Annotated in this window: 13 protein-coding genes; 4 read left to right on the top strand and 9 right to left on the bottom strand. The window is 35.2% G+C overall.

What is annotated here, in order from left to right; translation table 11 throughout:
• Nucleotides 1-2 precede the first annotated feature (2 nt).
• Together sdaAA and HMPREF2542_RS08510 are read left to right on the top strand one after the other, a co-directional pair.
• Complete coding sequence (gene sdaAA / locus HMPREF2542_RS08515) at nucleotides 3-875, top strand: L-serine ammonia-lyase, iron-sulfur-dependent, subunit alpha (protein ID WP_058669993.1); 873 nt, start codon at nucleotides 3-5, stop codon at nucleotides 873-875.
• A 240-nt stretch (nucleotides 876-1,115) separates the two neighbouring features.
• Nucleotides 1,116-1,772, top strand: coding sequence for an HAD hydrolase-like protein (locus tag HMPREF2542_RS08510; protein WP_049481255.1), 657 nt, complete (start codon nucleotides 1,116-1,118; stop codon nucleotides 1,770-1,772).
• 84 nt (nucleotides 1,773-1,856) lie between these two features.
• On the opposite strand, the gene HMPREF2542_RS08505 is transcribed toward HMPREF2542_RS08510, so the two are convergent.
• The 8 genes from HMPREF2542_RS08505 to yfmF form a co-directional block, all read right to left on the bottom strand.
• Nucleotides 1,857-2,471, bottom strand: a complete 615-nt coding sequence (locus HMPREF2542_RS08505; RefSeq protein ID WP_003038249.1) for a LysM peptidoglycan-binding domain-containing protein — start codon at nucleotides 2,469-2,471, stop codon at nucleotides 1,857-1,859.
• Between the two features lie 156 nt (nucleotides 2,472-2,627).
• On the bottom strand, nucleotides 2,628-3,422 hold the full coding sequence (locus HMPREF2542_RS08500) for an energy-coupling factor transporter transmembrane component T family protein (RefSeq protein WP_058669994.1): 795 nt from the start codon (nucleotides 3,420-3,422) through the stop codon (nucleotides 2,628-2,630).
• A complete protein-coding gene (locus tag HMPREF2542_RS08495; RefSeq protein ID WP_058669995.1) occupies nucleotides 3,415-4,254 on the bottom strand; it encodes an energy-coupling factor transporter ATPase in 840 nt (279 codons plus the stop codon). The genes HMPREF2542_RS08500 and HMPREF2542_RS08495 overlap by 8 nt, the downstream gene beginning before the upstream one ends.
• A complete protein-coding gene (locus tag HMPREF2542_RS08490; RefSeq protein ID WP_049476391.1) occupies nucleotides 4,239-5,066 on the bottom strand; it encodes an energy-coupling factor ABC transporter ATP-binding protein in 828 nt (275 codons plus the stop codon). The genes HMPREF2542_RS08495 and HMPREF2542_RS08490 overlap by 16 nt, the downstream gene beginning before the upstream one ends.
• Nucleotide 5,067: 1 nt before the next feature.
• On the bottom strand, nucleotides 5,068-5,607 hold the full coding sequence (gene pgsA / locus HMPREF2542_RS08485; RefSeq protein ID WP_006270330.1) for a CDP-diacylglycerol--glycerol-3-phosphate 3-phosphatidyltransferase: 540 nt from the start codon (nucleotides 5,605-5,607) through the stop codon (nucleotides 5,068-5,070).
• A gap of 10 nt (nucleotides 5,608-5,617) precedes the next feature.
• Nucleotides 5,618-6,439: a cytoskeleton protein RodZ gene (gene rodZ, locus HMPREF2542_RS08480; protein WP_058669996.1), complete on the bottom strand. Its 822-nt coding sequence runs from the start codon at nucleotides 6,437-6,439 to the stop codon at nucleotides 5,618-5,620.
• Nucleotides 6,440-6,497: 58 nt separating this feature from the next.
• Nucleotides 6,498-7,793 carry an EF-P 5-aminopentanol modification-associated protein YfmH gene (gene yfmH, locus HMPREF2542_RS08475; RefSeq protein WP_058669997.1) on the bottom strand — a complete coding sequence of 432 codons (1,296 nt, stop codon included), beginning with the start codon at nucleotides 7,791-7,793 and terminating at the stop codon, nucleotides 6,498-6,500.
• Complete coding sequence (gene yfmF / locus HMPREF2542_RS08470; RefSeq protein WP_058669998.1) at nucleotides 7,793-9,040, bottom strand: EF-P 5-aminopentanol modification-associated protein YfmF; 1,248 nt, start codon at nucleotides 9,038-9,040, stop codon at nucleotides 7,793-7,795. Before yfmF ends, yfmH begins: the two co-directional genes overlap by 1 nt.
• A 174-nt stretch (nucleotides 9,041-9,214) precedes the next feature.
• Here yfmF and yaaA point away from each other — a divergent pair, with 174 nt between their 5' ends.
• Complete coding sequence (gene yaaA / locus HMPREF2542_RS08465) at nucleotides 9,215-9,595, top strand: S4 domain-containing protein YaaA (RefSeq protein ID WP_049481246.1); 381 nt, start codon at nucleotides 9,215-9,217, stop codon at nucleotides 9,593-9,595.
• A gap of 2 nt (nucleotides 9,596-9,597) precedes the next feature.
• On the top strand, nucleotides 9,598-10,695 hold the full coding sequence (gene recF, locus HMPREF2542_RS08460; protein ID WP_049481244.1) for a DNA replication/repair protein RecF: 1,098 nt from the start codon (nucleotides 9,598-9,600) through the stop codon (nucleotides 10,693-10,695).
• A gap of 84 nt (nucleotides 10,696-10,779) precedes the next feature.
• On the opposite strand, the gene guaB is transcribed toward recF, so the two are convergent.
• Nucleotides 10,780-12,261 carry an IMP dehydrogenase gene (guaB, locus tag HMPREF2542_RS08455; RefSeq protein WP_003071643.1) on the bottom strand — a complete coding sequence of 494 codons (1,482 nt, stop codon included), beginning with the start codon at nucleotides 12,259-12,261 and terminating at the stop codon, nucleotides 10,780-10,782.
• Nucleotides 12,262-12,336 lie beyond the last annotated feature (75 nt).

Here is a 12,336-nt window from a genome sequence, read left to right as displayed (position 1 = left end):
TTATGTTTTATTCAATCAAAGAATTAGTAGAACAAGCTGATTTAGACTTTCAAGGCAGCGTTGCCGAACTTATGATTGCTACTGAATACGAACTGACAGGGCGTGAACGAGATGAAGTCTTACGCTTGATGACTAGAAATCTAGAAGTTATGAAAGCTTCTGTCGTTATGGGATTAGATGAAAGTAAATCTCGGAGTGGTTTAACAGGTGGTGATGCAGCCAAACTCCACAAATATATTCAATCAGGAAAAGCACTTTCAGATTACACTGTCTTAACGGCAGCAAAAAATGCTATTGCTGTCAATGAATATAATGCTAAAATGGGGCTAGTTTGTGCAACACCAACAGCTGGAAGTGCTGGTTGTTTACCTGCCGTTCTTACATCAGCTATTGAAAAATTAGAACTTACTGAAAAACAACAACTAGACTTTCTATTAACTGCTGGAGCTTTTGGTCTAGTTATCGCTAATAATGCATCCATTTCAGGAGCCGAAGGAGGCTGTCAAGCTGAAGTCGGGTCAGCAGCAGCCATGAGTGCAGCAGCACTTGTTCTAGCAGCTGGGGGCACACCATTTCAAGCCAGTCAAGCAATTTGTTTTGTCATTAAAAATATGCTTGGATTAATCTGTGATCCCGTTGCAGGTTTGGTAGAGGTTCCCTGTGTCAAGCGAAACGCTATGGGAGCTAGTTATGCTTTCATTGCAGCCGACATGGCTTTAGCAGGAATTGAATCTAAAATTCCCGTTGATGAAGTGATTGATGCTATGTATCAGGTCGGGGTTAGCATGCCAACTGCTTTTCGCGAAACTGCTGAAGGTGGTTTAGCAACTACACCTACTGGTCGTAAACTGTCTAAAGAAATTTTTGGAGATTGATCTCTTTTTATACAAAAAAGCTGGGATAACAACCTCCAGCTTCAAAGTACACTGTATAAGACACCAACGCTGCAATAACTGTTGCTCAAAGTAGCGCTTTGAAGCTGATAAGATTTGCAAGACAAATCTTATCACTGTTCACTTTTCAAGTTGAGAAGAGTACTTTTAACAAAACCTTCTTTTTCTTCATTCGCGACCTCAACAGTCTTCCAGACTGTCTCCCTTATAAAAATACAGACTATGCAAAATTTTAAGTATATTTTTTTCGATTTAGATGGAACACTTGTTGATAGTTCAGCAGGAATCAAAAATGCTTTCCACTATGCATTCACCTCGTTAAATATCAAAACCCCTGATAGCAAAGAGTTAGATGCCTTCATTGGACCACCTTTAGAAGTAAGCTTTGCTTCTGTTGTTCCAGAAGCTGATATCAATCATGCTATTGCTTTATTTAGAGAATATTATAAAAATAAAGGTGTGTTTGAAACTCAGCTTTACCATGGTGTAAAGGAACTTTTATTAGAATTAGAAAATTCAGATTATCATATCTATATCACCACTAGTAAAAATGAAGTGATGGCTAATAAAATGGCACAATACCTAAAAATTGATAAGCATTTCAATGGCATCTTTGGCTCACTTCCGAATTCTTACCATAAAGCCGATGTTTTAACACGCGCTTTAAACTATTCTCATGCCAATCTTAACCAATCTGTTATCATCGGAGATACCAAATTTGATATGATAGGTGGAAAATCCGTTGGAATGAACACTCTAGGAGTTTTGTGGGGATTTGGATATCGAGATGAATTAATTAACAATGGAGCAGATTTTATCTCAAATTCACCACAAAATCTTTTAACAGCGTTGATAAACAATACTTTACATAAGTTGTAAACTATATTTACGATATACAAAAAAGATGAATAAATCTTTACTTGATTTATTCATCTTTTAATTAATCCGTTCTTGTTATTCCACTTAGTAATTCCAAGCTGATAACCCTTGTGCACTATATGCACGATAAGCAGCCTGAATTTGATCATCTACTGTAGCTGTTGAACCCCAACCTGGCATTGTTTGAAAAAGGCCACTAGCTCCTGATGGGTTATAAGCATTAACTTGTCCGTTTGACTCACGAGCAATAATCTGTTCCCAAGTTGACGCTGGAACACCTGTTAATTCTGCCATACGAGCAGCTGCATAAGCACCTGTCGCTCCTGCTGTATTACCATTAGAAAGAACAACATTTGAAGAATGATTTGCTGTAGCTGGTTGCGAATAAGTAGTTGAAGCAGCAGGTGCATTATACGTCACATCTTCATAAGTTACAGCTTCTTCTGTTGCAGCCTCTGTCGAACCTGCTGAAAGATTCTCTTCATCAAGCTCTAAAATTTGTCCAACTTTAATCAAGTCCGGATTTTTAATTTTATTGAGCTCAACTAACTTTTCAACTGATGTATTTTTTTCTTTAGCAATTTCTGATAAAGTATCGCCTGATTTAACAGTATAAGATTCAGCACTTGCAATAGTTCCTGTTGCAAAAAAAGCAACTGCAGTAAGAAGTCCTGATAACGTTAATTTCATTGATTTCATGTATATATCAATTTCTCCTTTTTTCGTATAATACTATATTACACATAAAATATTACTCTAATCTTATAATTGTATTACAAAGATTACAGAAATATTGATTTTATACGCAAAAAACGCTTTAAAAGGCGTTTTTTTGCTAACAATAATATAAGTTTTTTAACTTTTTAAGAAAAATAACATCAAACCTAAGACAAACATAGTAAAAATAGAAAGTGTGTCTTCTTTTTTCCACCTCAACTGACGGTAACGGCTTCTTCCTACACCACCTTGATAACCTCTCGCTTCCATAGCAGTTGCCAAAGCATCTGCACGTTTAAAGCTAGAAGCAAATAACGGAATCAAAATAGGAATAATTGATTTTACCTTTTGAACAACACTTCCTTCACCAAAATCAACCCCACGCGCCCTTTGAGCATTCATAATCCGTGTTGTGTCATCCATCAAAGTAGGGACGAAGCGTAAACTCATTGACAACATCAACCCTATTTCATGAACGGGTACCTTTAATACTGCTAAAGGCCGCAATAATGATTCAACTGCGTCTGCCAAACTAAGTGGTATGGTTGTTAAAGTTAATAGGGTAGAAAAAATAATAATTAAAAGAAAGCGGCTAAAAATGATGCCTGACTGAGCTAAACCTACCTCTGTGATTCTTATAAAGCCAAATTGAAATAACAACGAGCCACCAGATGTAAAAAATAGTTGGAATAAAGTAGTAAAAGCAATCAAAAAGACCATAGATCTTAATCCTTTAAGGAAAAAAACTAAAGGAATCTTTGAAAGCCCAACTAGTAATATTGCAAAGATGAACAATAGTCCATTGGTCACAATATTATTTGCTAAAAAGATAATTAAAATAAAGAAAAACATTGACAAAAGTTTGCTGCGAGGATCTAGTCGATGAATGATTGAATTTCCAGAAACATATCGCCCCAAAATCATACTATCCATGTAGTAACTCCTTAAATTCTTCTATGGTGATAGGTAAATACGGAAGAGTTAGCCCTCTATTTTTTAATTCTTGTGCAAATTTTGTAATTTTAGGAACTCCTAGTTGAATACTTTCCATAAATGCTACAGCTTGAAAAACTTGCCGAGGCTTTCCGCTTTTGACTAATCTTCCTTTTTCCATCACATAGACGGTGTCTGCAAAATTAGCGACATCATCCATCAAATGCGTTACCAAAACAATGGTCATTCCTGCTTCATGTAATCGCTTAAATAAACTCATCAACTCTTTTCGTCCAGCAGGATCTAAACCTGCCGTTGGCTCATCCAATACAAGAATTTCTGGCTCCATCGCTAGAATACCAGCTATGGCTACTCGACGCATTTGTCCCCCAGACAGTTCAAATGGGCTACGTTCAAATAATTCTTCTGAAATTCCAACAAGAGTTAATTTTTCACGTGCTACACGTTCAGCGTCTTCCTTTGATACTCCAAAATTTTGTGGACCGAAAGCAACATCTTTTAAAACGCTCTCATCAAAAATCTGACTTTCAGCAAATTGAAAAACCAATCCTACCTTTTTACGTACTTGTTTAATATCTTTATTTACAGATGTGGAAGTAATTTTGACATCATCAATCACGACACTTCCTTCAGTTGGCACTAAAAGCCCATTCAGCAATTGTAAAATAGTTGATTTTCCACTACCTGTATGACCAACCAAAGCAGTATATGAGCCATCTTTTATTTCTAAATTGACTTCAAAAAGGGCAGGACTCTCAAAAGGAGTGCCTGCTTGATAAGTATAACTTACATTTTCTAAAGTGATTCCCATAAATAATCCTGCAATTCTTTTTCTGTTAAATAGCGCTCTGGCAATTGAAAGTCTGAGTCCAGCAAAGTTGCTTTTACTTGATTTGTAAAAGGTTCATCTAAACCTAAATCCTCTAAATCCACTCGCGAGAAAAGCTCACTTGGTGTACTAGTCGATTCTACCTGTCCTTCTTTCATCACCAAAACTCGATCACTAAGAGCTACTTCATCCAAATCATGTGTGATAGAAATAACAGTCATACCATGTCGATCTTTAATCTTTTTAACTGTCTGAATCAACTCTAAACGCCCTTCTGGGTCCAACATACTAGTTGCTTCATCTAAAATAATGATGTCAGGACGTAAAGCAACCACACCAGCAATAGCCACACGCTGCTTTTGCCCACCAGAAAGTCTTGCAGGTTCACGTTCTTTAAAGTCTTGCATCCCAACAATATCTAACGCTTCTTGAACTCTGTCAAACATCGTTTGGTAATCCATCCCTTGGTTTTCCAAACCAAAAGCGACGTCATCCTCAACGGTTGCTCCCACAAATTGATTGTCTGGATTTTGAAAAACCATCCCAATATGCCGGCGCTTTTCCCATACATTTTCAAGAGTTAATTCATCTCCATCAATGATAATCTCGCCACTTTCTGCTTCTAACAGACCATCTATTAAACGAATTGTCGTAGATTTGCCACTGCCATTATGACCTACAATAGACAACCACTCTCCTTGTTTCACGTGAAACGTCACATCCTTGAGAATATAATCATCTACATGATTATCGTATTTATACTTTAAATGCTGAACTTCAATGATATTTTTCATATTATCTAAATGTATCTTTAAAGAGATAGGCACTTCCTTTGAAATAGTCATAACCCGAATAAATCGTAAAAATCAATGCAATATATAGCAAAATTTGTCCTAGCAATGTCCAGTGCAATAACAAAAAAATAATGGAAAACATCTGCGTAAATGTTTTTATTTTTCCTGGCATAGCAGCAGCTAAGACTGTCCCCCCAGTTTCAACCAATAATAACCGCAAACCTGTCACAGCTAACTCTCTGCAGATGATAATTGCAACAACCCAAGCAGGTGTCATATTCATTTCAATTAACATAATAAAAGCTGACATTACTAATAACTTATCTGCCATAGGATCAGCAAATTTCCCAAAGTTTGTTACAACTTTCCATTTACGAGCTAAATAGCCATCTAAATAATCTGTAATACTAGCTACTGCAAAAATAATCGCTGCAAAAACATGCATTCCAACAGAGTAACTTAAGGATAGAACTAAAATAAAAATTGGAATTAAAGCAATCCGTAACAAAGTTAAAGCATTGGGAATATTTTCTTTTTTCATTTTCATTTCCTTAATTATTTATTATAAGTGTAATTGTACCTGTCAAACTTGTCAAGCCTGATGTATCAATCTGCTGATTATCTATTGTAATTGTCACACCTTGAACCACACCAAGAGTAATTGTTGATGTAGTTCCTGGTGAAATAGTGGTTGACACACTTTGATTTTCAGGGCTTAATGTTGCACCACCTTCTAAGTCTGTACCTGTAACACTTACCCAGCTAGTTGTATCATTAACAGATAGTTTTAAATTGACAGGTTTGACTGCTCCTGTCAATATCGCTGTCAAGTTACTGCCGTTTCCCGATACAGTCAAATTTGTTTTGGAACTGTTAGAAGATTCACTAGAAGTAGATCCATCATTTGAGCTAGATGAAGTAGTTGTTTGTTTATTTACAACACTATAACTTGATGAAGGATTTGTGGTTAACGAATTATGACGAACATATGTCCAAACATAATAACTAACAAAGACTAAAATAGCTAATGCTAGAATGGTTAAGTAGAATAATGGCAAAAAAGAAGTTCGCTGCCTTTTCGTTCTTCGGCTTCTAAAATTCTCTTCCTCATCAATGTCCACTTCATCATAAGTAATCATGCTTCCTTCTTCATAAGCATCAAGAACAATTCGCTCATCTAAATCAACAGCCCAAGCATATTTTCTTAGAAAAGAACGAGCATAGAAAGGACTAGGGAGACGATCAAAATCATCAGTTTCCATAGCTTCTAGTAACTCCAACTGAATATCTGTTTTCTTTTGTAAATCTTCTAAGCTCATCCCTTGATTGATACGAGCCAATCTCAGGACTTCACCAATTGTTTTTTTTCTCATACGCCTCAGCCTTCTTTCTATTAAACACTATTTTACCAAATTTCACTAAAACATGAAATCATTTTGGAAAAATAGTAAAATCAATCATGTCACAAGAATCAATAAAATAATGTCCTATCTCAATCACATCAACTAAACTAATTGTCTGCAATATTTTGGGTAAATCAAATAAATTCTCACCTTCTGAAAAGGTTTTATATTGAGTTGCAATATACTCTAGCGAATTGAGCCCATGCAAAAAATCACCAAACATTTCACTTTTTATAGTATCAAGATGTTCTTCTGTCACATCAGGATCTTTTTCAAAATCCCGAATTGCCGAACGAAATTGGTGAGATAGAGTAACTGGTTCACTAGTATCCATTGTCAACATCACAAAGTGAAAATCTTTTTCTACCTCAACTTCTAACGATAGAGAGTTGTCTATTTTTCCAACTTCGTAAAGCGCTTGAAATCTTTTAGATGTCCAGCCAAACATCATTGCAAATAGCAGTTTTAAACCAATTTTATAACGAAATAAATCAACTTCCGCTAACGATTGATTTCCACGTAACCCGATTGCTAGCTTAGAACTTGCCACTTCCATTCGTACACTTCCAGTAGCAATAATAGGATTTAACGTAAGAGAAGAGCGTTGAATGAGTCCTTGTTTAGCAAAAGAATCCAGATGTTCTTGTTGCTCTTGAATAACAGTAATAGTCTTTTCTAAGTCAAAATTGCCAATCAACAATAGGCTCATATTGGATGGATGATAAAAGGTTTCAAAATTTTCATTCAAATCCTCAACTGTTATTTCCGCAACTGATTCAATGCTTCCTGCAATATCTTCTGCTAATGAAGTGTCTGGATAAAGATTTGCTAAAGTATGAAAAAACAAACAATAATCTGGATTATCTTGATACATGCTAATTTCTTGTTGAATAATTCTCTGTTCACGTTGAACCGACTCTTCGGTAAAATAAGCATTTTCTAGTAAACTTTGCAACAATCTCACATTTTCTAAAATATTGTCCGTCGCTGAAAAAAGATAGCTGGTCTTAGTAAAACTTGTAAAGGCATTGCTCTCAGCTCCTAACTTAACAAACTGTTGTAAAATATCCTGGCCATTTTCATCTTCAAATAATTTATGTTCTAAAAAATGAGCAACTCCTGCAGGATATTGAACAACTTGATTAGAACCGCGTGGAATAAAACAAGTATCAATTGACCCAAAATTTGCTGTCATAATCCCATAAGTTTCATTGAAGTCTTGTTTGGGTAAAAGAAACACTCTTAAACCATTTTGCAAAGTAGTTTGATAGACTACTTCCCCAACTGCCGGATAATCCTTTCTCTCCATTTTTAAAATTTGCATTATTTTCCTTCCATGAAATAAACTGCTTGTAGTCTGAGTTGTTTTGCAATGACGATAATATCTTCTCTAGTGACTGTTTCTAAAGCATTTAACCAAACATCAATTGACATAAATCTTTTCTGCAAAACAGACGCCATGTAAGCTCGTTCTATCAATGTATTTTGCCTATCTAAAGAAAGGAGCATCGTATTTCGAAGCATTTTTTTAGTCTGATTTAAGTCTTCATCTGTAAAACGTCCCTTTTTCAAATCTGCAATTTGTCGATAAATTAAACTGACTGTTTTAGTCCTATTTTTCCTGTCAATCCCAGCGTAAATACGCATCATACCTGAAAAAATATCAATACTACTTGAAATCGTGTAAGCTAAACTTTCTTTCTCACGAATATTAACAAATAATTTTGAATGAGCAAAACCACCTAAAAGTCCATTCAATACAACAAGAGGGATATGATTCCTATCTCCATATTGAACTGAAAAATGATATCCTAATTCAATAATGGATTGATGAGCATCATTTTGTTTCAATCCCTCTTTCAAAACATTCGAAAATTCTTGATGATAATGCAAGTGTAACTCAGGTTGACGAGGGTGTAAACCAAACATTTTTAAATGTTCACAGACTTCAATCTCATTAAAATCACCTATAAAAAATATGTCAATCTTATCATTTTGAATCATGTCTTGAAAAACTGCAAAGCTACTTTCTGGAGTTTCTTTTTCAACCAAATCTAATGTGGCAAAATGAGGAATTTGCATGTCTTGCTTTGTATAAAATAATTTATTCAGTTCTTGATGAGCGTGATAAAAGTGATCCTCAATTTCAGCTTTTAAATCGTTAAGTACATTCTTCTTTTCAACTTCAAAAACAGTTCGATTAAAAGCCCTTCCATCTACTAAAGGTTTTAACAAGCTATCTTTTAAAAAATTAAGTATCTCTCCTGTTAATGTATTTTTACGACTTAAAAATGCATCACTAACAAAGGAGATATCTAAATCTACATAATGAATGAGTCCTCTTCGTGATAGTCTTGTTGAAAAGTTCGCACCATAAAGATTTGCTAATCGCTCACGAAAGATCTGTGACGTGGGATAAATTTCGTTAGCTGTTTCGAGCATATTTGCAGCCAGTACGCGTCCCGCTATCGTATCCATAGACATTGGAGCTGAAAATCTTATTTTTATTCGATTGGTTTTAAATTTTTTGGATGTTATAAAATGGAGATCTACTCCAGAAACCAACTCCATATCGTCCCTCATCTTCTTTTTTTATTGACCTCTATTATATCACGAAACAGTGCTTAATTTCTCATTCAAGTATTATTCTTTCATCTTAAAACGTTTTCTTCATGATACGTTTGAATAATTTTAATATCATCTTTTCACCCAATTATGATATAATGACAAAGATTGAGGTGAATTATGAAATACAAATTATTTGATGAATATATTACTTTACAAGCATTATTAAAAGAAGTTGGAATCATTCAAAGTGGTGGTGCTATTAAAAGTTTTCTTCAAGAAAATCAAGTTTATTTTAATGGAGATCTCGAAACTCGTCGCGGAAAGAAAATTCGTATTGGCGATATCATCACTCTTCCAAATCAAAAATTAGAAATACTATTGACTGCACCAAATGAGGAGGAAAGAATTGAGCACGAAAAAGAGCTTTTAGAAAAAAGACGAGTCGGCGCTCTTGTAAAAGAAATGAACAAAAGTATCAAAAAAAGTAAACCAGCAACAGTAAATAAAAAAGCCAATAAATCTAATAAAAAAACTCCTATCCGCTTCCCAGGTATTTAAATATGTGGTTAAAAAACTTACAAATTCAACATTTTCGCAATTACGAGCTAACTGAAATAGACTTTCATCCTGGACTCAACATTTTTCTAGGTCAAAATGCTCAAGGAAAAACAAATATTTTAGAAGCTATCTATTTTCTTGCATTGACACGGAGTCATCGAACTCGTTCAGATAAAGATTTAATTTATTTTTCTAAAGACACCTTAAAAGTATCTGGACAACTTGTCAAGCAAACTGGAAAGATTTCTTTAGAGATTGACTTGACACCAAAAGGAAGGATTACAAAGGTTAATCATCTAAAACAAAGCAAATTATCAGATTACATTGGAAATATGAATATTGTTTTGTTTGCTCCAGAAGATTTACAATTGATTAAAGGAGCTCCAGCCCTTAGACGCAAATTTGTTGATATAGAGTTGGGGCAAATTAAACCAATTTATTTATCTGATTTATCACATTATCATCATGTTCTAAAACAGAGAAATACTTATTTAAAGACAGCAAAAACAATAGATGAGACTTTTTTAACTGTCTTGGATGATCAGTTAGTAGAGTTTGGTTGCCGCATTATGCAGCATCGAATAGAATTTCTCAAAAAATTAGAATACTTTGGTCAGCAAAAACATTTGGAACTCTCAAATAATTTAGAAAATTTAACTATTAAATACTGCTCTTCTATTCGACTTTCAGATTTCAATAAACTAGAAGAAGCTTTTCGAATTGCATTAAAACAAAGTCGTAGCAGAGATTTATTTAAAAAAACTACTGGAGTTGGTCCCCATCGAGATGATATTGCTTTTTATATCAATGATATGAATGCTAATTTTGGTAGTCAAGGACAACATCGAAGCGTAGTCTTATCTCTCAAACTGGCAGAAATTGAGCTTATGGAAACTGTTACTAAAGAAAAACCAATTCTTCTACTTGACGATGTCATGAGTGAACTTGACAATAACCGTCAACTTAATCTACTTGAATCTATTTCCCAAAACATCCAAACATTTATCACCACAACAACTCTAGAACATTTACAAAACATGCCTTCTGATATTAAAATTTTCTCAATTCACGAAGGAAATTTAACAAAAAAAAACATGTAAAGTGTATGTTATTAAAATTTACAACGATGTCAACTTAGTTAATTATAAAAGCTCTACATCATATAGTGCAGAGCTTTTATAATTTTATTGAACAGAATAGTTTGGAGCTTCATTCGTTATTTGAACATCATGAGGGTGACTTTCTTTCAAACCAGCTCCGCTCATTTCGATAAATTGTGCTTTATCATGTAGTTCTTGAAGATTAGCTGCTCCACAGTAGCCCATACCAGAACGAACCCCCCCAATCATTTGGAAAACGATATCTGCTGCTGCGCCTTTATAAGCTACACGACCTTCAATTCCTTCTGGAACTAACTTATTTGCCTCATTGACAGAACCTTGGAAATAACGATCACTTGAGCCTTTCTTCATAGCAGCAATGGAACCCATTCCACGATAAGTTTTGAACTTACGACCTTGGAAAATTTCCGTTTCACCTGGTGCTTCGTCTGTGCCAGCAAACATTGAACCAAGCATGACTGCATTACCTCCCGCAGCCAGAGCTTTTACAATATCTCCAGAATATTTGATGCCACCGTCTGCGATAATTGTTTTCCCGTATTCACGGGCAACTTGTGCAGCATCATAAATCGCAGTCACTTGAGGTACACCAACTCCAGCAATGACACGAGTGGTACAAATTGAACCTGGACCAATTCCAACTTTCACAACATCAACTCCAGCATCGTATAACGCACGCGCACCTTCTGCAGTGGCAATATTTCCTGCAATCAACGTTCGTTCTGGAAAATGTGCACGAATCTCAGCAATTTTCCGAAGTACTCCCGCTGAATGTCCGTGTGCTGTATCAATGACAATGGCATCTGCCCCTGCTTCAAATAAAGCTTCTGCACGCTCAAATGTATCAGAAGTAACTCCTACTGCACCAGCAACCAAAAGACGACCATACTCATCTTTGGCTGCATTTGGAAATTCAATTACTTTTTCAATATCTTTAATTGTAATCAAACCGGACAAACGACCATAGTCATCAACTAACGGCAATTTTTCAATGCGATGTTCATGAAGTATCCGTTCTGCCGTTTCAAGATCTGTTCCAACAGGAGCTGTCACAAGATTTTTACTCGTCATATGCGCAGAGATAGGTTGATTATAATCCATAATAAATCTCATATCACGATTTGTAATAATCCCAACTAGCTTCCTATTTTCAAGAGTTTCAACAACAGGAACTCCACTGATACGATAACGCTCCATCAATTCTTCTGCATCTGATACCGTATGAGTCGGAGTCAAGAAGAATGGATCAATGATAACTCCATTTTCCGAACGTTTAACTTTCCGAACTTCATCTGCTTGTTGCTCAATAGACATATTTTTGTGAATAACACCAAGACCTCCAGCACGAGCAATAGCAATGGCCATTTTACTTTCTGTAACAGTATCCATTGCTGCAGTGATAATTGGAATATTGAGTGTCAAATTTTGAGCCAATTTTGTTTGTAAATTAGCATCATTTGGCAAAACATGACTCTCAGCAGGAATGAGTAATACATCATCAAAAGTAAAACCTTTTTTCAAAAATTTAACGTCCCAGTTAGACATCCACAAATTCCTCTTTTCTTTATTTATTGAGCATAGCTCGTATTTATTGTTAATATGATACCATTCTATCTGTAT

Origin of the sequence: Streptococcus sp. HMSC034B05, assembly GCF_001809055.1 — a bacterium.
In the GTDB taxonomy this organism is placed as follows: domain Bacteria; phylum Bacillota; class Bacilli; order Lactobacillales; family Streptococcaceae; genus Streptococcus; species Streptococcus constellatus.
The sequence above is the reverse complement of the archived record's forward strand: the minus strand, read 5'-3'. Positions and strand labels throughout refer to the sequence as shown.

Excerpts from the sequence above, each read along its gene's own strand:
- sdaAA (WP_058669993.1), top strand. The coding sequence starts at position 3 with ATGTTTTATTCAATCAAAGAATTAGTAGAACAAGCTGATTTAGACTTT.
- rodZ (WP_058669996.1), bottom strand. The coding sequence starts at position 6,439 with ATGAGAAAAAAAACAATTGGTGAAGTCCTGAGATTGGCTCGTATCAAT.
- recF (WP_049481244.1), top strand. The coding sequence starts at position 9,598 with ATGTGGTTAAAAAACTTACAAATTCAACATTTTCGCAATTACGAGCTA.
- guaB (WP_003071643.1), bottom strand. The coding sequence starts at position 12,261 with ATGTCTAACTGGGACGTTAAATTTTTGAAAAAAGGTTTTACTTTTGAT.
- yfmF (WP_058669998.1), bottom strand. The coding sequence starts at position 9,040 with ATGGAGTTGGTTTCTGGAGTAGATCTCCATTTTATAACATCCAAAAAA.
- HMPREF2542_RS08490 (WP_049476391.1), bottom strand. The coding sequence starts at position 5,066 with ATGAAAAATATCATTGAAGTTCAGCATTTAAAGTATAAATACGATAAT.
- HMPREF2542_RS08510 (WP_049481255.1), top strand. The coding sequence starts at position 1,116 with ATGCAAAATTTTAAGTATATTTTTTTCGATTTAGATGGAACACTTGTT.
- HMPREF2542_RS08495 (WP_058669995.1), bottom strand. The coding sequence starts at position 4,254 with ATGGGAATCACTTTAGAAAATGTAAGTTATACTTATCAAGCAGGCACT.
- HMPREF2542_RS08505 (WP_003038249.1), bottom strand. The coding sequence starts at position 2,471 with ATGAAATCAATGAAATTAACGTTATCAGGACTTCTTACTGCAGTTGCT.
- yfmH (WP_058669997.1), bottom strand. The coding sequence starts at position 7,793 with ATGCAAATTTTAAAAATGGAGAGAAAGGATTATCCGGCAGTTGGGGAA.
- yaaA (WP_049481246.1), top strand. The coding sequence starts at position 9,215 with ATGAAATACAAATTATTTGATGAATATATTACTTTACAAGCATTATTA.
- pgsA (WP_006270330.1), bottom strand. The coding sequence starts at position 5,607 with ATGAAAAAAGAAAATATTCCCAATGCTTTAACTTTGTTACGGATTGCT.
- HMPREF2542_RS08500 (WP_058669994.1), bottom strand. The coding sequence starts at position 3,422 with ATGGATAGTATGATTTTGGGGCGATATGTTTCTGGAAATTCAATCATT.